A 26211-nucleotide genomic window follows, 5' to 3' on the forward strand; every position below is an offset into this window, starting at 1 on the left:
CCAATTATACTTAAAATAGCAAGGGCTATGATTCTTTCAGCCCTCTCCCCTATACCCACTCCAGCCAAATCTACACCCAAACCTTCAGCACGCGCCCTCGTATAACTTACCATTATGGAGAATGAAAGTGCAAGGAGCGTAATTAAAGGCTCATTACCACCTATCAATATACCTGTAAAGACGAAGATCTCCGATAATCGATCACAGATCGAGTCGAGGAAAGCGCCCTGTGGCGATACGGTTTTGGTCAAACGTGCTACAGAACCATCCAGTATATCCATCAAACCCGATATCAGAAGGAGGGCTCCTCCAAGGACCCCATCGCTAAACAATACTTTAGAGTATGCCAGACCGGAGATAAGGGCAAATATAACCCCAAGGATCGTCCACGCTATAGGTGGCAATCCCGTTTTAATAGCGAATGAGCCCAAATGGTCTATAATTGGTTCGACCACCTTTCTTATGCGGTTTATCAACGAAATAAAAAAGAAAGTAGGTTATATATAATCGACGTGTTCATATCTGTGAGCTTCGTTGGGCAAGGTTAAAAAGGGTGTAAAGTGCTCAATCGATGGTTGTGATGAGTTAGCCATCAGATCTCTCAGTCGAGAAGAATTATCGAAGGGCGGGCTTAAAGTATCGAACGAAGGAGGAAGAAGGGCCTATCTTTGCAGTACGCATTATAAGTTATGGAAGAAGAGTGTGAAGAAGAGTAGAGAGTTAGAGAGGATCAGGTATGAATTTTGATGCTCCATATATTATCATTCATACTCATAATCGATCTTCATAAAACCTTTTAACCTAGATATTTGATGTGAAGAAGTAGAATGAGACTATTACAGTTACACACAGATTTTATCGAATATGAAGCTATCGAGAAAGAAGTTCCCGTAGCTGAAGAACTCGATGTGAAGAAACTTCGTTTAGACGAAGTCGTCGTCATATTTGCCAGTGTAGAGGAGGGGGATGATGAATCCATAGCTCGTAAAGCTATCGACGAAGTCAAAGCCTCGATGGATCGGCTTGGAGTAAATAAGCTCTTAATCTATCCATACTCTCACCTTAGCGATAAACTTGCACCACTTAACACTGCATTAAATATCGTGAAGGTTATGGAGAATTATGCAAAAGGTCTGGGTTTAGAGGTTTACAGAGCACCATTCGGTTGGACGAAAGCCTTCAATATCAAAGTAAAAGGCCATCCTTTGGCTGAACAATTAAAGGTGATAACGACGGGTAAAACTGTTGAAGAAGAGGTCCCTCAAGCCCTAAGGCTTGAAGAAGAGCTCGTTTCAGAATGGTACATTATAAAACCTGATGGAGAGTTAATCCCGATCAAAGATTTTGACTTTAGCAAGTATGCTAGATTAGAGCAATTCGCTAAATATGAGATGGAGAAGGTGAGGGCCGTTAGACAGATACCACCACATGTAACTCTAATGAAAAGGCTTGAGTTGGCGGATTACGAACCAGGTTCAGATCCCGGAAATTTAAGATTTTATCCGAAGGGAAGGTTGATGAAGTCCTTGATCGAGCAGTACGTTACACAGATGGTCCGTGAATACGGGGCCTTCGAAGTAGAGACGCCCATTATGTATGATATGGCCCATCCAAGTTTAGCCGATTACCTCAACAGATTCCCGGCCCGACAGTACGTAATAAGGTCTGAAGATAAAAATCTATTCCTCAGATTCAGTGCCTGCTTCGGTCAATTCCTCATGGTAAAAGATGCCACATTCTCTTACAAGCAGCTGCCCCTAAGGATCTATGAGCTTACAAGGTATAGCTTCAGAAGAGAGAAGAGTGGAGAGCTTGTAGGTTTAAGAAGGCTTAGGGCCTTTACGATGCCCGATTGTCACGCATTTTGTGCCGATCTTGATCAGGCGAAGGAGGAGCTCATCAATCGCTTTAAACTTTCCATGGATATCCTTCAAGGTATTGGTTTAGATAGAGAGGATTATGAGCTCGCCATTCGATTTACGAAGGACTTCTACGATGAGAATAAGGAGTTTATCACTCGATTGATTCAACTTTACGGAAGGCCAGCCTTGGTTGAAATGTGGAATCAAAGGTTCTTCTACTTCGTCATGAAGTGGGAGTTTAACTTTGTAGATAATCTCGGTAAAGCATCGGCCCTATCTACCGATCAGATCGATGTCGAGAATGCTAAGCGGTATGGCATCACGTATGTGGATGAGAAGGGTGAGAAGAAGTATCCAATAATTCTTCATAATTCGCCCAGTGGTGCCATCGAACGGTGCATGTATGCACTCTTGGAGAAGGCTTACCGCATGAAGCAGGAAGGTAAAGTACCGACTCTACCTCTATGGCTCTCGCCAACTCAGGTTCGCCTCATACCTGTATCCAATAAATATATGAGTAAAGTGGAAGAATTGGCAGAGAGGATCAAAGCTGCTCAAATACGTGTCACGATAGATGATCGAGAGGAGACTGTAGAGAAGAGGATCCGAGATGCGGAGCGTGAATGGATAAGGTACACAATCGTTATTGGAGAGAAAGAGCTCAATGCGATAAAACTCCCAGTAAGAGATAGAGTTAGCAGAAGTATAAGGGCATTAACGATCGATGAACTCATAAGTGAAGTTCGTGAACAGGTAAAAGGGAAGCCATTCATCGATGTACCAAAATTGATCTCTAAAAAGCCTTTATTCATCAGTAGCTGATCGTCATTAAATTCGTAACCACATCTTGAGATACAATCAAGTTTTCAATTTTAATTGTGTTTTTATGTTCAGTTAATCTTATTTTATTTTATATGTGATCTTTGCTTTGCCTTGTACAAATATGATAGGCATATAAGCTCCGCTAGTAACTTTGCTGCTACACAGGCGGTCGAACCGTTGTCATAAGGGGGTGAAAGCTCCATAATATCGAAGCCCACGATCTCTTTCCCCTCTAAAGTGTATAAAAGTTCTAAAAGTTGAAATGTCGAAATCCCCATGGGCTCGGGGTTGCTAACAGCGGGTGCATAGGCAGGGTCGAGTACATCGAGATCGATACTAACATAGACTTTACTAAACTCGGATAAGAAATCTTCAAGTAACTTTTGATGATTTTTTAACGTGTATAGAGAATTCGTGGATACGATGGTTAGGCCGATTTTATCAGCAATCCTCCATTCCTCACCCGATGCAGCCCTAGCCCCAACGATGATTGCATTCTGTGCACCCCTATTTTCGAGTAAACGGCGAAGGAAGGTTGCATGGCTCAACCTGAGATCGGCATAACTATCCCTAAGGTCCAGATGTGCATCGAATATCACCAATGCACAATCGTTCGGTAGTGCAGAGTATGCACCGAATGTAGCCGTATGCTCACCACCGAGCATTGCAAATGTTACCTTCTCAGAGACCAGCTCAGATACGACCTTCTCTACCGAATACACCATCTTCTCTACAGAGGTAGTATAACGAAGATTGCCCAGATCTTCGATTGTGAGCTCTTCTAAATCGATACCCAGCTTGGTAGAGTAAATCTCGATATTCATGAATGCCTCTCGAATCGCATTGGCACCAAACCTTGAACCAGGCCTATACGTTGAAGTGGCATCGAAGGGAACTCCAAAGACTTTAGCTATCGATGGTACACCTTCTCTCACCATCGTTATCAAAGGATCATTCGCCATGAAAAATTCTCTATACGTCATCTTCCTAACGCACCACCATATTTATAGTTACGAAGCATTTATAATTTAGGATAGTTCATTTAAATTTTGAACGACTCAAGATTCGTTGAGTTCGGCTTAAATCCTAGCGATACGCCCTTTAAAGGTGTGGGCAGTTTGTTAAACGAGTTCAAGAATAGAGCTTTAGAGCATAATTATGAAGATATGTTGAACCTTTTAGATAGCATCAAGGGATCTATCAAGAAGTTCTCAACACACGTTGTTGAGGGTGCATTGGTATATATTCAAAGTGATGATAGGTTGATAGTACTAGGTGATATTCATGGTGACCTTGATACTCTCGTTAGAATTTTAGAAGGTTCGAATCTGGATGAAATATTAAGATCGAAGGCGGGCCTAATCCTATTCCTTGGAGATTACATCGACCGAGGCCAATATTCGTTAGAAGTCCTTTACTTACTTATCAGCCTTAAATCCCTATATCCAGATAGAGTCATACTATTAAGAGGGAATCACGAACCTCCACCTAATCTTATACCCCATCCCCATGATTTACCTTATCAAGCAAGGTTAAGGTACGGTATAAGGGGCAGGGAAGTTTATAATGCACTCATGGATTTTTTCCAATACTTGCCAGCGAGTGGTGTAGATCTGAGGGGGGTCTTTTATGTGCATGGTGGTATTCCCATAAAAGCGCCTAGCCTCATTGAAATTTCAAAGGCTTCAGAAAATCTCAGCCTCATGGAGGAGCTTCTATGGAACGATCCTGTTGAGCATATCGATGAATGGGAACCATCCTTTAGAGGAGCAGGCTTCCATTTCGGTAAAAAGGTTACAGAATCTTTCCTTAAGAATAATCGTTTATCGTTCATCGTAAGTGGCCATAGACCGTGTGAAGGCTTTATGTTAAACCATGGTGGTAAGGTCCTCACAATCTTCTCTAGAAAGGGCGAACCGTACTATAACTCTAAGGTAGCGTACCTTGATTTACCCGCTGGAAGCATAAAAGGTGAAATTCAAGATTATGTAGTTTTGATCGAATAGATCATCTATTCGATTACTTCATCACAAAGCCTATGTTCACTTAATTCGATACCTCTTCCATCGGTAGTGGTAGGATGAATAACCAGAATGTGTCCTCCTCTTTTCTGAAGTTTTCAAGGAAAGTTATAAACTCTTTTCTCGAATACGGTCTTGCAGGAGGATTCTGTGGGTCTGTGAAGTCTTTAGCTTCTCTTACAGTTATTTCATGGAATAACCAACCTATCCCTTTTAGAATATCCCATAACTCCTCATTCGCAAGTGCGCTTAATACTTGAATATTTAAAGGATGGTCGTAAAGGAGTTTAAATTCATTCAGAAAGTATTCAGCATCTCTGTAACCAGGGGGGCGAGATTTATTGATGAAGATCCTTTCCAGAATTAGCTTATTGATCGAAGCGAGCTCTTTGGGCTCATAGGGTATCTTATCATACTTTGGCAGATTCTGTAGATCTTCTTGACAGCGAGTAATAGCGTAAGCCTCGGCCAAGGCCTCCTCCAGATTCCCCACACATCTCCTTACCTCATACACTTTATTACGGTAATCCCAATAATTATCCTCCATCAGTATCTTACTCCCCCTTTGTACTAGATAGTGGAAGATTCCATGCCTTCTAACAAAATGGGAGAAAGCCCATCTGAATGATTCAATAAGTTCCTCGGTTGGTGGAGGGAGTTCTAAACTCGACCGAACCCTCATTAGACTCTCATCAGCATAGTACACAATCCTTTCTACGTTGTATGTGATTCGAGCTCGAGATTTTGCTGGATGATATTCAACAAATTCATCGGTCGCGATCTCTAAGCCAAAGTCTATTTTAGATACATTTAAGGATTTAAATCTCTCCGCATCTGAAGGTCTTTCTTCATTGCTTTTATCGATCTTTGTAGGCTCTCTTAAAATCTTACTTAACACTTCATCCCAGCCCAAAATCGCTCAATTTTCTTTAAGAGTAACTTTTTTAAAATTTTTAGAGAGGCGTTATAATAGAGATGATGTAATCACGCCATTAGAATCGATGTGGGCTTTTATATTATTACGATAAGACGATAAGGCATCATACGTAACAGGTGTGGATGATTTTTTCAAGATTAACTGGTCCAGAAGAAGTCTTCAAGTTTTGTAGCACCGAGAATTTCATCGAATTCGTAACCTAGAGCATCCAACAACTGTTCGAATGTTCCACGCAGATACTCTAGATATTTAGCTACATCTACCTCCTCTATCCTAGCCAACTCGACGGGCTTCACACCTGGAGGGGTTATGGTCTTTACAAATGAGATTATATCACCAGCCTTCACCTCTTTACCTCGACTTATCAATAGCCTTGCTGCCCTTACATGTTGAGGCGTAGTCTTTACGTACTTGTCGGGAGGTTTACTGGCCATTACATTAAAGGCTAGATCCTCCAACGGTACTTTTCTATTCTTCAATGCGAGGTATCGTTCCCTAAGATCCCTTTTTATCTCTTCACGCGCCCTTTCAAACTCGTCTGGAGACCTCACCTTACTTAAAGTATTCACTGAATTATAAAAGGCATCTTTGATGAATGTAGGGATGTGGCTCTTCTTCCCGGTCAATCCTTTAACATCCACACTACCATCGGGTAGAACACCCAAGTAATTCTTCTTTCTTTGGCTAAAAGCTACGTATCTATAATTCTTATCCAAGTCCAATTCGATACCCAGCTCTCGATCTGCCCAATTCGAGATGACTTCTATCTGATACTGTGTAGGGCTCTTCAAGAATAGACTATCTGTATCACCGTAGATGACCTCGATACCGAGCTCCTTACACTTTTCAATAGTTTTGGATATTATGTACCTACCTATAGCTGCTGTAGCATCTGCAACCGGTAGATAGTACAATGGAAAGATCTCAGCACCCATCACACCGTAAGATGCATTCAAGATCACCTTTAACGCCTGTGAAACTACGTTGTAAAGTGTCTTTTCTTCGATCGTAAGTGAGGGGTTCTTCGATAATGGCTTATAATACTTTACTCTAAGGTCTCTAAGTGAGCCTATGATGAGAGATGCCAAGCCTCTCCGCTTTTTACATACCCAATGCTCGGTATCGGGGACCAGATTGATCTTACATTCCTCATGTATGCAACGAACGGTTTCGAAGGATAGATTATAGACCTTGATGATGCTAGGGTATAGTGAAGCGAAGTCTAAGACTGCAACATTAAAGTGCACACCGGCCTTCGGTACTACCACTAAACCACCTTTATACTTCTTCCCCTTCGTGATCGATTCAGAAACTCCTCCACTCCTCCTTTCTAACTCATCTTTTCTCGGTATCAACGCATTCATCCTCCTCAATTCGAAATAAAATAGACTCCGAATCCAGTTTGAAACACCCACCCTCGCAGCATCGTCCATCGGCATCCTTGCAACCCTTGCTATTACAAGAAGTAATTTCATCAACAAGTCATCATTGAAGCTGGTAAGTGTATAGGTGATATACGCATCATTATGACAGTACTTGGCCAGATCGTACAATGGTAGTGTAGCTAACGCCCCTTCAAACTCTAACTTCTTCTGCCCGATCAATGCCTCACTTATACCGTTAAGGGTATGATCGACATACTTGTTACCGAATGCGTACACTTGTATCGATTTATTCATGAAGAATTTGTATAAGTCTATATGGACACCGTGCTTTATGTAAGCAACATCCTTACCGAGGGCGATCGGTATCTGCTCCTTCGTAAAGCCAAGCTTTAATGCCCTATGGTACAAGTATTTGAGGTCGAAATCGTCACCATTGAATGTTATAAGGAATGGATAATTGATAATATATTCGAAGATCCTTGAGATCATCTCCCTTTCGCTATCGAAGAATCTGATCTTTACATTCTCCGGAAGTGTATTTACACCCAGCTCCACATCACGCTTTAAGATAAAGACTTCATTCAGACCATCACTACCTACAAAGGACGCTGCCACAACCTCGTGCCGGGCTTCATCGGCATCGGGGATTCTATTCTCTTCGGTGAATACTTCTATATCTAACGCTACCCGGTGTAGACTCGGTAACGGCTGATTAAGGAGCTTTGCCCAGCTCAATATATGCTCCTTAAAATCTGGGTGTGATTCATCCAAAGTTCTTTTTAAACTCTCATAAACGACCTTTGGAATTTCATAATCTACCGGAACGATCCTCGAATCCTTTATCTCATAGTAAGCACCTACGAGTAAATTTTTATCATATAAGAAGTTTTCATAATACTTGATATCAGCCTCCCAAGCCTCGATTACATTTCTTATACTCTTCTCCGATGGAGAGCCTCCTATAGCTAAAGGATCCGTCGCTATAATCTTTGTAACCTTTATCTTACTATCGTTCAGTAGATCGATCTTCTCCTCTATCTCTAAATTTACAATATCTGCACGATCCTTCAAATATTCGAGTTCCTCTTTAGGGAGTTTGGAGTAGCAGTAAGGCTTATGGCCTGTATTATCATACCAGAGTCGAATGGTTTTCGATTCAGGATTGTAGAACTTTAGTACTGCAACTTTAGATTCTCCATCATAAGTAGCTGAGACCAATAGAGATGGTGGTAGATCGCTAGTATGTTTTAATAACTCCTTCATCTTCCCGTAGTAAGGTTCGGTCAATTCGCTCACTCGGTTACTCCACCATTAAAAATAAGAAGAAGATGATATTAATAACTTTGCAAAAGGTTAAATGGTGATTGCTACATACTTTATGGCGCATTGGTCTTTAATTGGCGTATCAAAGCGAATGTAGCATTACCGATGGCTTTCATTACCGTAGGTATCCTTTGGATATACGCTTCCCTAAGTGGTGAAGGGAGTGAATTATTGATCATTCCGGGAGTTATAAATTGGATAATCGCAACTCTCTTAATATTCAAAGTCCAAAGAATCCCCTTGAAAGGGCTGATCTTATCGACTACTTTATACAATCTTATAATCTCGTTAAATCAGACTTACTTTGTTTTGTTAAATTTCAGCCTTACGATCTTCACCTTGATCAACTTATTAATCTATGGCACGCTTTCAACCATCTTCTTATTGGTCTCTTTCCTCATCTACCTTAAACCCCAGATTTTACTTCCTCACTCTCCAACCTCTGGAGAAAGTAAAATCCATAAAAAGAAAGAATCGTTATAACTGTGAAGAACTTTGTTGCGAATACGATATTCCAAGGTGTCTTGGGATTGGGGAATGGGTTCTTGATCAGATCTGGATTCAATTCACCCCTGATCTCGGCAGCCGATATCAGACCACTCCATAGAGTGAAATTGAACATCACCTCGTAAAGTGCCATAGATCCTACGAAGAATAGGAAGAATCGAAGGAAATCCCTTACGGGCTTTCGTACCTTTGCGATCCTCTGCTTATTCAACTCGAGCATGGTAAATGTGAGTACGATGAGTGATGCGACCATCCATGTTACGGGTTTGGCGTAAAAGAGCGGGAAGACCGTTATGTAAGGGAATTCGATTGTAACCAATGTCTCACCCACAACATCTACACCTTGTATTATCGTGGCCACAATTCCGTAGATGCTAGTGCCACACAATACTACTAAGGCGATGATAGCAAAAATCTTGTAGAGCTTTTTGATAGATGGGTCGAGCTCTCTACTCATCGCCGTTCTCGCATATTATTCGTATCGGTTATAAAAAAGTATTACTCTAAAATTCTAGTCTTTAATCGCTTTCTCTCAATTTCAAAATCTCGAACCTTTTCAAATCACCAATAAATATTTAAGTATGTGAATCTTTCATTTGGAGTCAAGCGGGTGGTGGTCCTCCCACCGTTCCGCTATATAAACCCCGGTCGGGAGGTGATAAAATCGAAAAGAAGGATCTGGCACTCACAGCACTTTTAGCTAGTGTGTATGTTGCGGCTGTAGTCACATTGGCCCCGATCAGCTTCGAAGTCTTTCAGATAAGAGTGGCCGATATTTTAATGCCCTTATCCATAATCTTCGGTATACCTGCAATCGTAGGATTGACGATCGGTGCGTTTATAGCGAACTTCGCGAGCCCATTCGGTATAATCGATGTTGTAGGTGGTAGTGTGGCTAACTTTCTCGCATCTTATATGGCTTGGATAATTGGTAAAAGACGTTTCAGAGGTTCGTGGATTATCGCTATACTTGTAGAGAACCTGACCATAACCTTCATAGTCGGTACTTACCTCGCATATTTGCTCACATTGCCCTTTATAGTAGGATGGTTCGGTGTATTCCTCGGTTCATTCGTCAGTATGAATGTTGGAGGATATCTCTTATTAAAGGCACTGAGTAAGAGATTAGGAAGATCACGACTCATTTCGATCTAGTTTGATAGATGGGTTTTTAAAATTGCTTTAGTTTCGATGGTTGTAAGAATCATAAGAAAGCTTTTTCTTTAACATTACTATTAATCTTTTCAACCATCTTGGATAATGGTGATAGAGATTTTAAACGACCGAGTTATATAGTGGTAACGGAAAAGCCGAGCGTGGCAAGGGCGATAGGACGGGTACTTAAGAAGACCGGTTCGAATATTTTCATAATCGCCCTTAGAGGGCACTTGATGAATTCTGACCTTCCAAAGGGGTTCGAATGGGGCAGGGTGGATCCAAAAGAGATATTCAATCTAAGAAGGGTCCCCATGGTGATAAAGGATGGTAAGAAGTATGAAGAGTTAAAAAAGACCCTCAATGAAGTTAAAGGAGCGCTCGTAATCGCTACCGATAATGATTCAGAGGGAGAATTGATAGGTTACGAAGTTCTAAAGGTTAGCGAGCATGTTAAGAATGATTTAGACATCTTTAGGATGAGGTTCAACAGTGTCGATGAATCGGAGATCATCAAGGCGTGGAATAACCTTGAGAAGGGGTTAAGATGGAGGTGGGTTTATAAAGCGCTCTTCAGACAGACTTTCGATCTCATCACCGGTTCGGCCTTCACACGATTGTTGACAGGTTTAACGAATAAGCTCATCTCTTGGGGTAGTTGCCAAACGCCCACCCTCTACTTCATCGTAGAAAGAGAAAGGGAGATCATGAACTTCAAACCTAAAAAGTTATGGTTCATCGAAGCTGTGCTTGAAGGTAACCTCTCGGTAAAGTCTAAAATATTTTATGAAAGGGAGAAGGTGGATAAACTTTATGAAGGTATTAAAGATGCTTCTTACGCCTTGATCTCTTCATACTCAGAGTTTAAGAGCATTAAGAAGAGGCCACTCCCTTTGATCACCGACGATCTTTTAAGGGACTTCGTAAAATTATCGGGAATAACCTCATCAAAGGTCCTGAATCTGGCTGAAGAGCTCTACTCGAATGGATACATTTCATATCCAAGAACGGAGACCAACATATACCCTAAAGGTTTTGATTTTGATAAATGCTTAAGGGCAGTTTTAGACTCACAGATAGGGAAAGAGGTCGCCGATAAGATAGTTAAGCTCGAACCTTTGAATGGTAGGCTCGATGATAGGGCACATCCTCCCATTCACCCATTAAAGCCATATCCGATGGATCGATCCCTAAAGTGGAAGCTCTGGGAGTATGTAGCGAGAAGGTTTGTGGCTAACGCATACTGTAAAGATGCATTGAAGGTTAATCAAAAGGTTGAGTTGGTCATAGAAGGTATCAAATTCTTCTCAGAAGGGTCATACCTTTTAGAGGAAGGGTTCTACAGGGTCTTTCACTACTTTAAGCCCGATGAAGATCCATTACCAAGGTTAAAAGAAGGGGCGAGTATAAAGGTTATCGAAATCAAGTTAAGGGAGGGGGAGACGAGACCTCCCAGTAGAATGAAGGAGCCGGAGCTCCTATCCGCGATGATCAAGAGCCACATCGGTACCGATGCTACAAGGGCTACATTCCCTCAATTGATAGTAGAGAGGGGTTATGCGTTAAAGAGTGGTGTATTCATTCCTACGAAGCTCGGAATGGGCTTTATAGATGTTTTAGAGAAGGTCGATAAAAGGCTCGTTACACCAGAGACGAGAAGGTTCGTTGAAGAGCTCATGGGCAGGATTGAGAATGGAGAGATCGGGATCGATGAAGCGCTCGAAAAGTCCATCAGTATTTACAAAGAGCTTTACTTGAGGTGTGAGAGTATGAAGGATGATATTAAGAAGAGCCTCCTTCCTTGTTTAGAAGATAGTAATGGTATTTAGACACGATTTCGCATAGCCAAATCTTTATACTCGTTATAGAGCATCTGAAGGCTCTATTCATAAATAGAAGCGTAAACCTATACTTCTATCGATAACCGATCTTGCCCGTGCTTTGTGTTAAATGTAAAGATCGATATGCAGAGGTCAGCGTAGCTGATGGAAGGTTAAGACTATGCCCAGAATGCTTTACAGATTATTTTGAGAGGAGAGTGAGGGAGGCTGTCGAGAAGTATCACATGTTCAACCTCGATGAAAGGGTAGCGGTAGCGGTATCGGGTGGTAAGGATAGTGGTGCATTGCTACGTTCATTGAGAAGGGCCTTTCCTAACCTTGATATCGTTGCGCTTCATATCAACTTAGGAATCGAAGGTTATTCAGACCATTGTGAGAGTAAAGTAAGGGCACTTGTAAGGGAGGAGGATGTAGACCTTCATGTGTTTAGATTGATCGATGAAGGATTTACTATAGATGATTTTCGGAAGACCATCTATAAAAATGAAGTATGTTCGCCCTGTGGGATTGTAAAAAGGCATCTGTTGGATAAAATGGCTCTAGAAATCGGTGCGAAGGTCCTTGCTACTGGCCATAACCTTGATGATGTGCTCTCCACACTACTTCACACATTCTTCTCAGGGGACTTTGTCCAACTCGTGAGGCTCAAGCCAGTGTTGATACCGAAACATCCTTATCAAACGAAGAAGGTCAAACCATTGATCAAGTTGAGTGAGTTTGAAGATTATCAGTACGCTTTATATACAGAGATACCTATTAGAACGATCAACTGCCCCCACTCGATAGGAACCAAATCGAGAGAGGGTAAGAAGATCCTTGATCTTTTGAGTGAGGGTAATCCAAACTTTAGGTATCAAGCCCTCTCCCTCTTTTTAAAGAAGCTTATACCCATGATCGAAGATAGGGTGGAACGGCCGGAGTTGAGGAGTTGTATAAAATGCGGTTTCCCCAGCTCTGCAGAGGTGTGTGCTTACTGTAAAAGGGTAGAGATGGTGAAGAAGGTTGGTGGAAGAGGTTAAATTCGTAGCTGTGGCCCATTGCATTCTCAACCGAGGGACACGTTGGTGGAGAAAGGGTAAGCGTGTAGAAGGGGGAGTGGTAAAAGAAGTGATTGATAAATTGGCTGAAATGGGTATAGGGATCTATCAACTACCCTGCCCTGAATTTACGTACCTTGGTAACCCTAGAGAGCAGATGACGAAGGATGAGTATGAGTCTATCGATCATTATAGAGAGCATGTGAAAGAACTTGCGAAGATGGTAGGCATGAATATCGAATCCTTGATAAAGATGGGGAAGGAACCTAAGCTCAAGATCTTAGGAATTATAGGAATCACTCGCTCACCCAGTTGTGCGGTAAAATGTATCCCTGTTGGGAATGGTTATCGTGAAGGCTTAGGAATCTTCTTTGAAGAACTCTTATCCGAGTTTGAAAAGAGAGGTATCATCGTACCTACCTTTGAAGTAGATATTAAAGATTTAGAGAAGAGCATCCTCGATCTAGAGAGGTTCATTCGTGATCGACTGGACGCTAACCTCTAATTCTATAAAAACGTAAATATTATATGTGCGCTTAGATTAGCTCTATTCTGTATTGAAATTAAGGGCGGTCCTCTTCGATTTAGATGGAACTCTGACCAAATTCCTTTTAGATTACAAGAAGGTCAGATTCAAAGCTATAGAAATTTTGAGTGAATACGATCTTAAAGGTGTGCAGCTCGATCCGAATATCAGTGTGTATTTAACGTTGAAGAAAGTAAAGGATATTATAGATCCATCGACCTTTGCTTCCATAAAGAAGAGGATATATCAAATCTATGAAGAAGTGGAGATCGAGGCGGCTGAAAGAGTTACACGTGACACTTCGGTTGAAATTCTAATAAAAACACTTCGTGAAATGAATTTGAAGATAGGTCTGGTGACGAATAACGGGCGAATAGGTACGATGAAGAGTTTAGAGAAGTTGGGATTAAGAGATGCCTTCGATGTAATTGTGACTCGAGACGACTCTGATGAATTAAAGCCCGATAAAGGAGGTATGGTGAAGGCCTTACGATCGTTAAATGTCGAGCCCAATGAAGCCCTATTCGTAGGAGATAGTGTTGCGGATATAATTGCAGCGAAATCTGCAGGTTTAGTGTCAGTAGCGGTACCTACTGGACCATTTAGTGTGGAGGAATTGTTAAAGGCAGCCCCCGATTACTTTATCGATTCGGTACATTCGTTACCGGAGCTCATTCGATACTTGAACGAATCTTGTGAAGGTAGCTTAGAGGCTCTAAACGAATCTTAAATCATTAGGATTATTAGGATTATTAGGATTAAAGCTTCATGTAAAGTTTCAGTGTCGGATTTTTTAAAAAAATAATTTTTTCTCTGCGTGAGTGACACCAAATTATCCTTTTCGAGTTTGAATAATGGCGCTAAATTTCATCACGGTGAAGTGATCTTTGAGATCGCTTCACAGATCATTCGATGTGTCTCCAAAGGTGGTGGGACCGCATTTATCATAAAGACCTGTACTCTTCCGAACAGGTCTTTAAAGAATTTACTCCTCAATCTGGTCTTTCGTTCATTCACCACCAGTAGATGAGGGTTGCAAAAGTTCGTCCTCTCCATATAATCGACCGCTTCCTCTGATTCGATCCTCTTTATTAGTACCTTATCGTTTACATCTCTCTTCAGTATAATCACACCTCTTACAGTTGTTAATGGTAGTATCTTTCCCTTCCCTATAACGCTCTTTACATTTATGATAGCTCTACCCCTTGAATCGAACTCTACATTCTCGATCAATCTTTGATATTCACCCCATATATTCGCAATATCAGCCTGGACATAGAAGTTCTTCTCTGAGCTGAACGCTATTGCATCATTATCTTGAAGCCTTACGAAGAACCAATCGTCAGCCACCACTCTCACACCATCCAATCTTAAAAGCCCATACGTATGAGTCGTCTTGCCCGTACCCGATGGGGCGATTAGAGATATTCCACAACCTCCCAAATCGATACACGCACCATGTACGGGATAGATGTAGTGTGCATCTTCTGTTATATCTCCCGCTATACTTAGAGCGATGGACTTGATCCAACCGTAGTAATCTACATTTAATACAAAGGCTGTCTTCGAAATAGGTTCGTAGATGACTCTTGGCTCACCAATCTCATCTTCATTGGTTACGATGAGCCTCCCGTGTGAGCGGATATTGGCAGACATCGGGTAGAAGTTATCCTCCCACCGCTCTTTCACATACCTTTGATCGGTTATCAGCTTGATACAACAACCATAGATATCGGCCTTCTCTTCGAATATAAATCTACTTGCGTACTTTGAGAATAATCTATCCTTCTCTTCGATGGGGATTATCTCCTTCGTATAACGAGACGGTTTGGTCAAATTTTATCATCCCATTTAAGATGGTGGTGGCCTCTCCCCTAAAATTACGTTAAACTCTAACAACTTGCCTTCACGGAGTACAGTAATCTTTACCTGCTCACCAGCCCTCTTATTCCTCTGTAGGTATACTAGGATATCCTCGATCCCTCTAACTTCAAGACCATCTATACTCACGATCACGTCACCACCTATTACCACATTGACACCTTCGATTCGTACTGCACGATTCCCACCCTTTATCCCCGCCTTATCGGCTGGTCCACCTTTCACAACATCTCTGACCAAGAAACCTTTAGATATATTTAGCTTCATAGCATTCGCAATCTCAGGCGTAAGATTTATACCTGTAATACCCAACCACGGGTGCTCATACTTCCCCTTTGCTATGAGCGATGGTACGACCTTCTTTACCAGATTCGATGGTATTGCGAACCCTACACCAGCAAAGGCTCCCGTTGGGGAGATGATAGCGGTATTCACACCGATCACTTCACCATTCATATTCATCAGAGGCCCGCCCGAGTTTCCAGGGTTTATTGCTGCATCCACCTGAATTACATCGACTATGAGAAAACCCTGCTCCGTCTGAAGCATCCTTCCCAATTGGCTTACGATACCTTCTGTCATGGAATTGCTTAAACCGAACGGATTGCCTATAGCTACGACCTTCTGCCCTACGACGAGCTTAGAAGAGTCGCCGAGTGGAAGGGGGTTGAGTTTATCTGGAGGGGCATCTATCTTTATCACAGCCAAATCGCTGTAAGGATCTGTACCTACCAACTTGGCTGGGTATGATGAACCGTCTGGAAAGGCCACTCTGATGATATCTGCACCCTTTATTACGTGATGGTTGGTTATGATATGGCCTGCTCGATCATAGATAAAGCCCGAACCCCCGCCAGAAGAAGTTCCTAAGATGTTCTCAATCCTTACCAGCACAGCCACCACTGAAGGACCAGCCCGCTTAAATACTTCGGTCGAGTTGGAGTGTACAGTTGAAATTGTTAAATTGGCACTTACTATTCGTGACTCAATATTCATCAACTTAGATTCAATAAGTTGAAGTTGGTAGTAGATCTTCTCATTCTGCAATCTGAGGTTATTGTAATTGTTTTGAAGTTCCATATAACGAGTTTGAATGTCAAAGTATGTATATAACGAACCGATGATTAGAATGATGATGATCAACCATAAGATACTTGATAGTTTATTCTTACTACCATCTGATCTGAATTCGTCTTTGATCAAAGGGTTCAAACTTAATATGAACTTTGAAATCTGTAAGATTTAAACATTAATGAATAGATTTCAGTTTAAAATTTGAAAAATTCGAAAGGATTCAATCGGTGTATCTTAAAGACTCGATCGAGTCAGAATCCCAGAATCTCCGAGTATCTTTAAAGGTGTTGAAGAATATTTTAAGGGTTAAACGATTAAATATAATGATCCATATATGTACTTTAGGAAGGTGATATAATTGCCGGCAGCGTTCGTACTGATAAATGCTGACCTAGGCGCTGAAGAAGAATTGGTGAAGGAATTAAAAGAGATTCAGAATGTAAAAGAGGTTCATGCAGTATATGGTGTTTACGATATCATCGCTAAAGTTGAAGCTGACACTATGGAAAAGGTAAAAGAAACGGTTGCTTGGAAGATTAGAAAGCTCGATAAAGTCCGCTCTACACTCACTATGATCGTAATAGAATCCTGCTAATTTTGAATAGTTAAATAGTTTAGAGACGAATGATAATAAAGAGATAATATCCTATAGATGTTGCCCATCATTCATATAGGAATAGATGATACAGACAGTTCTAGGAGGTCTTGTACCACTTACCTAGCCTCTTTAATAGTGCAATCATTACTTGAAGGTGGAGCGGTCTTTTTAGATTACCCTAACCTTATCCGACTAAATCCAAATGTACCATGGAAGACCCGTGGGAATGGTGCGGTCGCATTAAGAGTTATGGTAAACGATCCTCACAGTACCTTCCATAAAATTTTAGACATAGTTGAGAAGAACTCGGATATCACAGATAGTAACCCCGGTGTAGTAATGTTAGAAGGCATTAATATACCTCATCGTATAAAGGCGTTCGGTGAGCTCGCTTTACATAAGATTGTAAAGAAATCACAGGCATTACAGATCATCGATGAATATGATGGGCAGTATGAAGAATTTGGGAATGGTAGAGGTATAATTGGGGCTTTAGCAGCCATTGGGAATACCCTAGAGGGAGATCATACCTTCGAATTTCTCGCTTACCGTTCCATCGATGAAAGGGGTAAGAGTAGAGGGATCGATCCCGATTCAGTTATACTTATGAGTAGAGAGACATTTCCTCAAACCTTTAACAACTATGATTTCGAAATAAAGAGGGTTTTAATCACGCCTAGAGGGCCAGACCCCGTCCTCTTTGGCATAAGAGGTGAGAATCCTAGAATACTTCTTAAAGCGGCGAGTATGATCAAGGTTTCCCAATTCATAGAGAGGTTCATGATCTTTCGGACGAATCAAGGTACGAATCTACACCTCGCCTATGAGCTCGATCTGAGCCATTTAAAGCCTTACACTTCTGGTCATGTTGTAGGCTATGTCTCCCAAAGACCTATCATCGGCAAAGGCGGCCACGTATACTTTAAGATTAGAAATGAAAAGGGTGAGGCTTGGTGTGCCGTTTATGAACCATCAGGTAGATTGAGGAAGGTCGCATCGGCATTGATACCTAACGATTTGATCGAAGTAGGTGGTGGTGTGAGGAGGAAGTATATGAAATACCCTAGCATCATCAATGTTGAATATATAAAGGTGATAAAATTAGCTAAAGACTTAGTTTATAGAAACCCTATTTGTAATAAATGTGGTAAACGGATGTCTTCAGAAGGTAAGGGGAAAGGTTACAGTTGCCTATACTGTGGATTTAAAGATAAGAATGCCCAAAAAGTAGCTATTGAAGTACCTAGAAGCCTTAAGCTCGGATTGTACCTTCCTCCACCCCATTCCCAAAGACATTTAACAAAACCCTTTCAGCGCTATGGATTGGAAAAGAATGGGTCGATGTATCCTTTGATCGAAGGATGGTTCGGTTTGATGAATGAATTTATCAAATATGTAGGGAGAGGATCGAGCTCATAGGCGAGGTGTAGGGGCGAAAGAAGATTCCACAACGATCCTCGATTTATCTAAAAATAGTATTCATATCGTTTACATCGATCGATTTTAAATCGATCTTACACCTCTAACTTTAAACATCTTAACAAATTTTTATAACTCCTTTCATCCTTTAACCTTTTATACTCTCTTAATGCATCGATGATTTCACTCACATCTTTTACTCCAATATATCTTCTAATCCTCTTCGCTACTGGACCACCTATGTAAAGGTACTGTACACTCGAAGTTAAATTTGAAGTCTTTCTCATCAAACTTGCGGTTTCAAAATCTATTATGACCGCTCTCCGATCCTTGTCTATCAGAATATGTTTCTCCAAATTGCTCAATTCACCATGATCGATATTCAACCTATCTAGAGTATAACATTGCTCCACAATATCTTTCAGAACGCCCTTTAACTTTGCAACAGAACCCTTACCCTTTAAACTCTTTATCCATTCGATTATTCTTACACCATCTATAAACTCCATAACCAAAAAGTCTTGTGAAGATTCATATAATTTAGGTCCGATTTTGGCACAATTCACCATCTTTAAAATCTTACCTTCATTCTCTAAACTCTCCCTATTTGCATCTACCCTTCTAATCTTTAAAGCACAATCTTTACCGTACCATATGCCCTTCACTACAATACCCACACACCCTTTACCAAGTACATTCAATCTGCCGATCTGTGTCTTACCTTCAAAGATGATCCTTTCAACACCCAACATCTTTAAATACTCTACTCGAGCTTTCACTATACTTTCGTCTGGGCTTGGGTAACAGATTACATGTGAGTATGGTAAATAGATTAGATCATCGACCGATACGGAGACCGAATCCATCTTCGCAGATAATATCATGGACACCCTCAACTAACCAACTCTTCTCTCTAGCTACTTTTAAGATTTCTTTACCGATATAGATCTTAAAGCTACGTTCGATATCAGAAGCCAAGCCTGGTGCCACACCCGAACGTGAGATATTCTTACTTAACAGATCGTTAAGGAAATCCCTTATAGATGGATACTTTCTCTTCACCAAGCCATAAACCCTTAGATCACTTTCAATCCACAAAAGTTTGGCATCTCGATTCATCGTCAAAAACCTCTCCACATCCCTATTCATAAAGACTTTGGGCCCCACCTTCACCATCTCACTAGGCAATGTCGTATTCTCTAAGAGGTAAAGAAAGGCACTCATCCTTTTATCATCACTACAACATGCCATTCTGTACACTTTAAAACCACTTACCTCTATCTGGCGCTTCACATGAACCATGCTCCTTCTTAATTGGCCCCATAAGATATCTACGCTCCTTGCTCTATGTTTGAATGTAACAGCGACGAGGTTCTCGATCAATGGTGAAGCCTTTAACTCATCCAGAGGTTTTACCGACTTAATACCGATAAAGTATTGTATATCAGGGTGGGCTAAAAAGGATCGTGAAGCCATTATAAATTTACCAACATTCTCGGGAGATATCGCTGCACCCAAATTCCTCCTGTAATCGACCGGATCGAGGATTACCAATGGGCTCTTATGTAACCTTGTCAACTCCTCATCCACACTCTCCAAGCTGATTATCTGCCGCTCTTTAAAGACCGATGCCTCTTTAATTGTGGAGAGAAATGAACCGTACTTTAAGATAAGAACTTCACATACGTAGCCACTAAAGCCTTGAATAGCCAATTCAGCACCATAAATGCCGATACCCTTCATGAATTTCTTCAACAATCTTGCCTCTCTCCTTAAATTTTCATCGAATTTCTCTACGATTAAAATTGTATGATAGGGTGATCGATCGGCGGCACTCTTCCATTCACCTTTACGTACATCGTAACACCCAACCACATTCACCCTAACCCCATCGACGTAAGCCTCTACGTAGGGATGTTCTGAATACCTTAAAGTCGGGTTGAATCCCTTTAAAGCATTCTTTCCTATGTGCACAGCCCACTTCTCTAAAGATTCCTTATCCATATCCGGAGGGAATTTCATGAAGATATCTACATCTGCTTCGCCTTTCAACCATGTACCCTTTGCGTAAGATCCGCCCAGTACTACTTGAGGTTGTACTTTGCACCTATCAACTTCATCCTTTATGAGCTTCAAGGTCTTCTCCGCAGCTTTATGGACAACCTCTTCCTCCTCTCTCGATGGTTCTACGAGCTTAATCGCTTGGCTTAATACATCTTGAAGTCTATCCATAATCAACCCTCTACAAATGGAAAGGTGTAGAGATCGGTGTATATAGGCCCTTTAGGCGTCAATTCGCTCTTCTTTAACTTAATACTGTTGAGTGTATCATTACCGAATATATAATCGCGATAATCTGTAATTACATTCAACAATCGATCCTTATTCCTATTACTCTTCACCCGTGAAATGGTTATGTGAGGTTGAAAGGGCTTATCATCTCTATCTTTATACTTAAATCCGATTAATAATTCGTTCACTCGCTCCGCAACTTCACGTAACTTTTTCTCACCTTCGCTATCAACACCCACCCAAATCACAGAGATATGCCTTAAATGTGGGAATACACCTATGCCCTTGTAGGTTACATCGATCGGTTTCGTGTGAAGGTTTTTGACTCTCTTCACCAACTCGTTTACATCTGTTTCGTTCAACTCCCCGAAGAATTTGATCGTAAAGTGTAGATTTTGGGGTTCTACCAACTTTAAATCGGCACCACTCTCCAAAAGTTTCTTCTGTAGATCTACAATTCTTTTTATAGCCTCTTTACTATTCACATCTATCGCGAGAAAAGTCCTCATTCTCTATCATACTATTGGAGATTGTATAGATAAGGCTTCCTTTACAATTTTACGATCGATCTCTATTCATCAAAATTCTCGAATTTCAAATTGAATCGATAAATCTATCTACTATCTAAGAGCCATTATGTCGGCTTATAGCATCTTAAAGCATCTTAAATCGCTCCACTCTCCCATGATCTCCTCTTTTTATCGTACTCCTGGCGCGAGTAAATAGGTTTTGCAGGCGAACCGGCTACGACCACGTTTGGAGGAACATCTTTCGTCACGACGGCACCCATGGCTACAACACTATCTTTACCGATCCTTACACCAGCTTTAATCACCGAACCCGCACCTATAATTGCACCATCCTCTACCACTATCCCTACCATGCGTTTGCTCGGAGGGTAAGGGTCATTGGTGAAGACGACAGCAGGACCGATGAAGACGTTCTTACCTATAACTGTAAGTGGGGGTATGTAGACCGAACCCTCTACTCGCGTGTTATCTCCAATCTTCACCCCTCGATCTATATGTGCTAGAGATCCAATGAGTACATTATTTCCTAATTCTACATTATCTCCTACGTATGCAAAGTGCCATACCTTAACACCTTGCCCCATCTTCACATTCTTACCGATGAAGTTTATTACCTTCTCCTCTTTCTCCATGCCCATATAATGGATACCTCATAAATTTTATTGCTTTCTCTCAAGATGGTAAGGTTTGCCATGATATACGATCCTCTCTGGAAGTCTTCCAGCCCACTTCCTTAAAAACTCTAAATCTTCATTCTTATCCCTTAGATCATCTGGTAACATGACAGGGATTTCATCTATAATTGGATAGTATCTCCCACACATCGAACAGACGAGTACACCATCGATGATCACATCGTTATTCACATTTAACTCGATCAATTCTAACGGATAATGCTTATCTATGGGGCAGGCAAGTATGTCGAGCAATCTTCTCTTCATATCTAGCACCACTATAACTGAAGGTAGATGGGCGAACCGGTCTGGCTAGAGACCAAAGCCGCTTCCGCGATCTTTGTGACCTTCACACCATCTTCACCCTTAATTAGGGGTTCTTTTCGCCCCTCTACACACTCTATGAAGCTCTTTAACTCTAACATCAAAGGCTCCTGCCACTCTTTACGAGGTATCAACGTCCCTTTACTATCATCTACTCTAATTTCTTGAGTAATAAAATCGATCGTTACTATACCATTTGTACAGACGGTGATCAACTGCCTCACTCTTTTTGGAGTAACCCAATTTGAAGTTATAAAGGCGGTCTTTTCTCCATCGAATCCTAGAATGATCGTGGCAAAATCTTCATAATTGCCAATCACTTTACCAGTTCTCGCAAAGACCACTCTCGGCTCCTCTTCAAAGATCCATCGAGCCGTATCAATATCATGTACAGATGTATCCATAACTATGCCTACATCACGCACCTGACCTGTCCATCGATTCTCCCGATGAAATTCGAGGAGGAGTGGTTTGCCAACTTCATCCCCTTTTAGGATCCTTTTCAACTCGATTACAGCGGGATTGAAGCGTTCGATGTAACCAACGGTGAGGATTACATTCTTCTTTTTCGCCAAAGATACTAGCTCTTCACCTTCACGAGATGAATAAGTCAATGGTTTTTCGATGAACGTATCGAGCCCTGAGTTAATAGTTTTCATACCTATTTCATAATGGGTAGAGGTGGGTGTACAGATGGTAACAGCATCCAAATCTTCTTTCTCCAACATTTCATCAACAGATGTATAACCCTTCACCCCATACTTTTCTTCATACATCTTGACCTTCGTGGCATCTATATCACAAAAGGAGGATAATACCTTCAGATCCTTCAGAACCCGCAGATGGTTCTTGCCCCAACCTCCAACACCGATGACCCCAACCTTCACCAAATCGATCACCCTGTGATCCATTCGATCGGCATATTAGCCTTTAATATAAATCCTCCCGGTAAGGTCTTATCTTTTACCATCTTTAAAGTTGCTTCGAAATCCTGCTTAGAGCATGTAATTATGATATAAGTTCTATCGGTCGGTTGGATCAAATTCGCCCACTCATCCTTCCTACTGATTGGGATAGTATCGCTGATATAATCCTTAAACCTTTCTACCATGCTCTTCAAGGTCATCAAGCGGTCACCCCTTGCCTCAAACTGATCTAAGGACCACAGTAGCACAATCTTCATCTTACTAGTCTTTAATTCTCGAGCTTTGATAAATTTTCTTAATTCATCGATTAAGTATTTGGTGTAGCTATTTATACTCCTTAGTATACCTGTAGAAAGGTAAAGGAGCGGTTCGCCTGAAATAAAGGTATTTGTAAAGACCTTCAAATCGAAGGTATATTCGATCAAATCATTCAAGTACACTTCACGATGACCAAAAGATTTTATCTTTTCTAAACGTTCCACACCCTCTTTTGCCTTCTTTAAAAGTTCAAAGTTTGCAACCATATCTGCTAAGTAAGATATTACTTGTCTAGCATGTGCAGCTTCAGACAGCCTTAAAGGTAATAATGGTGGAGTCTTAATACCTGCAAGCTGGAAGACCTCCAAAAGCTCTTTATCCATCTTCAGCTTATCAGAGCCAACCGTGATGGGGTTTTTGGTACATGGAACGAAGGGACAATATACATAATCAAAATCCTCATTCCATTTAAACCCACTGACTCTTTCTATCAATCTAATATTTTCAAGGTTTCCACCTATACCAACTGGTAGATTATTTATCACGACAGATCCTTTAGGAAGGTATTTTGCCAATTCACGTAACTTTGAACTGATTTCAACCCTCGCTTCACCATCGAAACTTCGAATCCTAGGGATGAAGAATATGTATCGTGACTCATTCAAGGTCTTTTCGAATGGTTTTACCTTCAAGAGGGGTTCGCCCTCTTGTAAAGCTTGAATAGAGGTGTAATTTGCTACATCTTCGGGCTTTAACTCCATCCCCACTTTGAGATTTTCATCTATAATAACTACGGGTATAAGGTTCTTCGCTAAAGTTAGAGCGATCTGATAACCCTCACTACTCAAACCAAAGATAGTAACGGTTTCCGAAACCACCACGTAACACCTTCAAAATAAAGCCAAAAAGATTATCGAAACGCTTTCTTATATGCCTTCACGACACAGTATCAAAATCTTTAAAATCTTTAACCTCTCTAATTTAAAGTTCAAAAAGTATCAATTTAACAAATTGATCAAGGGATAGATTTCTTTACTCTTATAACTCGGTGTGCCATCTCCATGATCTTTCGATCATGAGTTGTAATCAATACAGTCTTGCCTCTGATCAGATTATCGCCTCGAATGAGGCTAAGTACAAGTTCCCGGACTACAGGGTCTAGCATTTCAGTAGGCTCATCCATCAGAATGATGGGAGGGTTGAAGACCATAGCCCTAGCGATACAGACCATCTGCCGTTCACCTATGCTCAGTGTAGAAACTTTTTTATCCTTCTGCCCCGCTATGCCCAGACGGTTCAGAATATCCATCGCCTGGGCTTTACGCTGCTCATTCTTAATCCCCTTTAGTAGTAGAGGAAATTCGATATTTTGTAGAACGGTGAGCTCAGGGAATAACCTTTGAACCTGATGCACTATACCAATCTTTGTAGCGCGTAGGTCTGCGAGTTGATCATCATCGAGCTTGGTGATATCGAAGCCATCGAGAAAGATACTGCCCGAAGTCGGCCGTTCAATACCTGCAATTAGATTGATAAGTGTAGTCTTTCCACAACCGATAGGCCCCACGGCCGCTACAAATTCTCCACTCTTAATCTCAAGATTGAGGTTTTGAAATACTACACATCGAGTGAATCCATTATAGACTTTTTGTACATGCTTCATCTGAATCGCTATTGTTTGTTTATCTTTATCTTTTTTGTACATCAACGATTCCAAACCAGGTATACGCCTACCACAATACCAATCGCCATACCTATCATACATAAACTCGAGATGAAGATGACACTCTTTGTCACTTCGATTATAGGCATATTGATGAGCCTTTCAAAAAAAGTTTGAGAAGAAGATGCTGTTATCAATAAACCGAGCATCGAACCTATAAGTGAACTTACCGCTCCTACCAACGCCCATTCAAGAAGCATTGAACCTATTAAAATTCTCCTTTTCGCTCCTAAAATCTTGAATATTTGTACACCTTGGTTATGCTCATTTATTAGATTTCGCACGATCAGAGTTATGAATATCAGTAAAGATACAAATGCTACTATTAAAGCGAGGTACCATTTATTACTCTCAGCGGTAATCAATAAACCACTTGAATTGGCAGCTACGATCAATGTACTAAATCCTATAAGGCTCGATTGAAACCTTCCGATCTGTAAACCTTTCATTATCATTTTGGAATCCATCAATTGTTTATCTACCTTTGTGTAACCTTCTACCGAAGGTATCGACTCTCGATTAGCTACTATTAGGTTTGTAATTCTTGTTCGATCAATGGCTTTACTTCTTCAGACTCCAAAGGTGGTGAAAACGAATTAAGTATATTTTCGATATCTCGTCTTTCCAGATAATTCTTTTCGAGTAAAGAGAGAATGTAATCACTCATAATCTTGTACGTCCTCTCATCGATCTCTCCAGTTCTATTTTGAACCTTGATCCTACCCAAGAATTTCTCCAGACTCTCCCTCTGCCGATCGAGCTCCACGATTCTCTTCCGTAACGAGTCCATGAGCGATTCATAAGAAGATTGTAGTTGCTTAAGCTCTCCATCAAATTGCTTATGGAGATCTTCATACACGTAGCGAGGGATTTCACCCGAATTATATAATTCCTCCAGGGCTTTCGTCCTCAATTCGGTCTGGTGTTTCTCCTTCTTTAGTCTATTCACATCTATCCTCCAATTTGGAATGATTACTAGGGAATCATTATCGATTAATATACGATCACTACTATATTCATTGAAGCTCCCCTTCCCTTCATCTATACCAATCGCTTTTAATTGACCTAACGCATCTATGTACATACCGACGACGTA

Annotated in this window: 28 protein-coding genes; 10 read left to right on the forward strand and 18 right to left on the reverse strand. The window is 41.0% G+C overall.

Going from position 1 to position 26211, the window contains the following annotated elements:
* On the reverse strand, window positions 1-455 hold a 455-nt coding region (locus NZ896_02420; protein MCS7116307.1), incomplete at its 3' end, for a CDP-alcohol phosphatidyltransferase family protein.
* 79 nt (window positions 456-534) lie between these two features.
* Between NZ896_02420 and NZ896_02425 the strand changes: the two genes are divergently transcribed.
* Together NZ896_02425 and NZ896_02430 are read left to right on the forward strand one after the other, a co-directional pair.
* Window positions 535-747 carry a hypothetical protein gene (locus NZ896_02425; protein MCS7116308.1) on the forward strand — a complete coding sequence of 71 codons (213 nt, stop codon included), beginning with the start codon at window positions 535-537 and terminating at the stop codon, window positions 745-747.
* A gap of 80 nt (window positions 748-827) precedes the next feature.
* Complete coding sequence (locus NZ896_02430) at window positions 828-2684, forward strand: threonine--tRNA ligase (GenBank protein ID MCS7116309.1); 1857 nt, start codon at window positions 828-830, stop codon at window positions 2682-2684.
* Window positions 2685-2767: 83 nt separating this feature from the next.
* Here the strand turns inward: NZ896_02430 and speB are convergent, their stop codons facing one another.
* The gene (gene speB, locus NZ896_02435) at window positions 2768-3667 is read right to left on the reverse strand and encodes an agmatinase (protein MCS7116310.1); all 900 of its coding nucleotides are present in this window, start codon (window positions 3665-3667) and stop codon (window positions 2768-2770) included.
* Between the two features lie 66 nt (window positions 3668-3733).
* Here speB and NZ896_02440 point away from each other — a divergent pair, with 66 nt between their 5' ends.
* Window positions 3734-4690 (forward strand): serine/threonine protein phosphatase, encoded by a 957-nt coding sequence (locus tag NZ896_02440; GenBank protein MCS7116311.1) that lies wholly within the window; start codon window positions 3734-3736, stop codon window positions 4688-4690.
* A 40-nt stretch (window positions 4691-4730) separates the two neighbouring features.
* Here the strand turns inward: NZ896_02440 and NZ896_02445 are convergent, their stop codons facing one another.
* From NZ896_02445 to NZ896_02460, 4 genes are all read right to left on the reverse strand, one after another.
* On the reverse strand, window positions 4731-5618 hold the full coding sequence (locus NZ896_02445) for a hypothetical protein (protein ID MCS7116312.1): 888 nt from the start codon (window positions 5616-5618) through the stop codon (window positions 4731-4733).
* A 161-nt stretch (window positions 5619-5779) separates the two neighbouring features.
* Window positions 5780-8323, reverse strand: coding sequence for a DNA-directed DNA polymerase I (locus tag NZ896_02450; GenBank protein ID MCS7116313.1), 2544 nt, complete (start codon window positions 8321-8323; stop codon window positions 5780-5782).
* An 80-nt stretch (window positions 8324-8403) separates the two neighbouring features.
* Window positions 8404-8625: a hypothetical protein gene (locus NZ896_02455; GenBank protein ID MCS7116314.1), complete on the reverse strand. Its 222-nt coding sequence runs from the start codon at window positions 8623-8625 to the stop codon at window positions 8404-8406.
* 131 nt (window positions 8626-8756) lie between these two features.
* Complete coding sequence (locus tag NZ896_02460; GenBank protein ID MCS7116315.1) at window positions 8757-9314, reverse strand: hypothetical protein; 558 nt, start codon at window positions 9312-9314, stop codon at window positions 8757-8759.
* A gap of 221 nt (window positions 9315-9535) precedes the next feature.
* Between NZ896_02460 and NZ896_02465 the strand changes: the two genes are divergently transcribed.
* From NZ896_02465 to NZ896_02485, 5 genes are all read left to right on the forward strand, one after another.
* On the forward strand, window positions 9536-10012 hold the full coding sequence (locus tag NZ896_02465; protein MCS7116316.1) for a QueT transporter family protein: 477 nt from the start codon (window positions 9536-9538) through the stop codon (window positions 10010-10012).
* A gap of 140 nt (window positions 10013-10152) precedes the next feature.
* On the forward strand, window positions 10153-11841 hold the full coding sequence (locus NZ896_02470; GenBank protein ID MCS7116317.1) for a type IA DNA topoisomerase: 1689 nt from the start codon (window positions 10153-10155) through the stop codon (window positions 11839-11841).
* Between the two features lie 107 nt (window positions 11842-11948).
* The gene (locus NZ896_02475) at window positions 11949-12872 is read left to right on the forward strand and encodes a hypothetical protein (GenBank protein ID MCS7116318.1); all 924 of its coding nucleotides are present in this window, start codon (window positions 11949-11951) and stop codon (window positions 12870-12872) included.
* Window positions 12859-13395 carry a 2-thiouracil desulfurase family protein gene (locus NZ896_02480; protein MCS7116319.1) on the forward strand — a complete coding sequence of 179 codons (537 nt, stop codon included), beginning with the start codon at window positions 12859-12861 and terminating at the stop codon, window positions 13393-13395. The genes NZ896_02475 and NZ896_02480 overlap by 14 nt, the downstream gene beginning before the upstream one ends.
* 52 nt (window positions 13396-13447) lie before the next feature.
* Complete coding sequence (locus NZ896_02485; GenBank protein MCS7116320.1) at window positions 13448-14146, forward strand: HAD family hydrolase; 699 nt, start codon at window positions 13448-13450, stop codon at window positions 14144-14146.
* A 140-nt stretch (window positions 14147-14286) separates the two neighbouring features.
* Here NZ896_02485 and NZ896_02490 read toward each other — a convergent pair whose 3' ends face one another.
* Together NZ896_02490 and NZ896_02495 are read right to left on the reverse strand one after the other, a co-directional pair.
* The gene (locus tag NZ896_02490) at window positions 14287-15252 is read right to left on the reverse strand and encodes a hypothetical protein (GenBank protein ID MCS7116321.1); all 966 of its coding nucleotides are present in this window, start codon (window positions 15250-15252) and stop codon (window positions 14287-14289) included.
* A gap of 15 nt (window positions 15253-15267) precedes the next feature.
* Complete coding sequence (locus NZ896_02495; protein MCS7116322.1) at window positions 15268-16500, reverse strand: trypsin-like peptidase domain-containing protein; 1233 nt, start codon at window positions 16498-16500, stop codon at window positions 15268-15270.
* Window positions 16501-16729: 229 nt separating this feature from the next.
* Between NZ896_02495 and NZ896_02500 the strand changes: the two genes are divergently transcribed.
* Window positions 16730-16966 carry an Lrp/AsnC ligand binding domain-containing protein gene (locus NZ896_02500; GenBank protein ID MCS7116323.1) on the forward strand — a complete coding sequence of 79 codons (237 nt, stop codon included), beginning with the start codon at window positions 16730-16732 and terminating at the stop codon, window positions 16964-16966.
* Window positions 16967-17023: 57 nt separating this feature from the next.
* On the forward strand, window positions 17024-18388 hold the full coding sequence (locus NZ896_02505; GenBank protein MCS7116324.1) for a tRNA(Ile)(2)-agmatinylcytidine synthase: 1365 nt from the start codon (window positions 17024-17026) through the stop codon (window positions 18386-18388).
* A 95-nt stretch (window positions 18389-18483) separates the two neighbouring features.
* Here the strand turns inward: NZ896_02505 and NZ896_02510 are convergent, their stop codons facing one another.
* From NZ896_02510 to NZ896_02555, 10 genes are all read right to left on the reverse strand, one after another.
* Entirely contained in the window at window positions 18484-19254 is a 771-nt protein-coding gene (locus NZ896_02510) for a protein kinase (GenBank protein ID MCS7116325.1), read from the reverse strand.
* Window positions 19226-20620 carry a CCA tRNA nucleotidyltransferase gene (cca, locus tag NZ896_02515; protein ID MCS7116326.1) on the reverse strand — a complete coding sequence of 465 codons (1395 nt, stop codon included), beginning with the start codon at window positions 20618-20620 and terminating at the stop codon, window positions 19226-19228. The genes NZ896_02510 and cca overlap by 29 nt, the downstream gene beginning before the upstream one ends.
* 2 nt (window positions 20621-20622) lie before the next feature.
* Entirely contained in the window at window positions 20623-21189 is a 567-nt protein-coding gene (gene thpR, locus NZ896_02520; GenBank protein MCS7116327.1) for an RNA 2',3'-cyclic phosphodiesterase, read from the reverse strand.
* 155 nt (window positions 21190-21344) lie between these two features.
* A complete protein-coding gene (locus NZ896_02525) occupies window positions 21345-21848 on the reverse strand; it encodes an N-acetyltransferase (GenBank protein MCS7116328.1) in 504 nt (167 codons plus the stop codon).
* Between the two features lie 21 nt (window positions 21849-21869).
* Complete coding sequence (locus NZ896_02530; protein MCS7116329.1) at window positions 21870-22151, reverse strand: Trm112 family protein; 282 nt, start codon at window positions 22149-22151, stop codon at window positions 21870-21872.
* A gap of 11 nt (window positions 22152-22162) precedes the next feature.
* Window positions 22163-23095, reverse strand: coding sequence for a Gfo/Idh/MocA family oxidoreductase (locus NZ896_02535; protein ID MCS7116330.1), 933 nt, complete (start codon window positions 23093-23095; stop codon window positions 22163-22165).
* 8 nt (window positions 23096-23103) lie between these two features.
* Window positions 23104-24270, reverse strand: coding sequence for a hypothetical protein (locus NZ896_02540; protein ID MCS7116331.1), 1167 nt, complete (start codon window positions 24268-24270; stop codon window positions 23104-23106).
* 137 nt (window positions 24271-24407) lie between these two features.
* Entirely contained in the window at window positions 24408-25097 is a 690-nt protein-coding gene (locus NZ896_02545; protein ID MCS7116332.1) for an ABC transporter ATP-binding protein, read from the reverse strand.
* Window positions 25097-25582: a hypothetical protein gene (locus NZ896_02550; protein ID MCS7116333.1), complete on the reverse strand. Its 486-nt coding sequence runs from the start codon at window positions 25580-25582 to the stop codon at window positions 25097-25099. The genes NZ896_02545 and NZ896_02550 overlap by 1 nt, the downstream gene beginning before the upstream one ends.
* 62 nt (window positions 25583-25644) lie before the next feature.
* Window positions 25645-26211 (reverse strand): CdvA-like protein (locus NZ896_02555; protein MCS7116334.1); only part of this gene is annotated, 567 nt, incomplete at its 5' end.

The organism is Nitrososphaerales archaeon (assembly GCA_025058425.1).
Taxonomy (GTDB): Archaea; Thermoproteota; Nitrososphaeria; order Nitrososphaerales; family JANXEG01; genus JANXEG01.

Bases quoted from the DNA above. Each gene is read 5' to 3' on its own strand.
- NZ896_02505 (MCS7116324.1), top strand. From the start codon at position 17,024: ATGTTGCCCATCATTCATATAGGAATAGATGATACAGACAGTTCTAGG.
- NZ896_02510 (MCS7116325.1), bottom strand. From the start codon at position 19,254: ATGGATTCGGTCTCCGTATCGGTCGATGATCTAATCTATTTACCATAC.
- NZ896_02460 (MCS7116315.1), bottom strand. From the start codon at position 9,314: ATGAGTAGAGAGCTCGACCCATCTATCAAAAAGCTCTACAAGATTTTT.
- NZ896_02530 (MCS7116329.1), bottom strand. From the start codon at position 22,151: ATGAAGAGAAGATTGCTCGACATACTTGCCTGCCCCATAGATAAGCAT.
- thpR (MCS7116327.1), bottom strand. From the start codon at position 21,189: ATGAGGACTTTTCTCGCGATAGATGTGAATAGTAAAGAGGCTATAAAA.
- NZ896_02430 (MCS7116309.1), top strand. From the start codon at position 828: ATGAGACTATTACAGTTACACACAGATTTTATCGAATATGAAGCTATC.
- cca (MCS7116326.1), bottom strand. From the start codon at position 20,620: ATGGATAGACTTCAAGATGTATTAAGCCAAGCGATTAAGCTCGTAGAA.
- speB (MCS7116310.1), bottom strand. From the start codon at position 3,667: ATGACGTATAGAGAATTTTTCATGGCGAATGATCCTTTGATAACGATG.
- NZ896_02545 (MCS7116332.1), bottom strand. From the start codon at position 25,097: ATGTACAAAAAAGATAAAGATAAACAAACAATAGCGATTCAGATGAAG.
- NZ896_02525 (MCS7116328.1), bottom strand. From the start codon at position 21,848: ATGGGCATGGAGAAAGAGGAGAAGGTAATAAACTTCATCGGTAAGAAT.
- NZ896_02550 (MCS7116333.1), bottom strand. From the start codon at position 25,582: ATGGATTCCAAAATGATAATGAAAGGTTTACAGATCGGAAGGTTTCAA.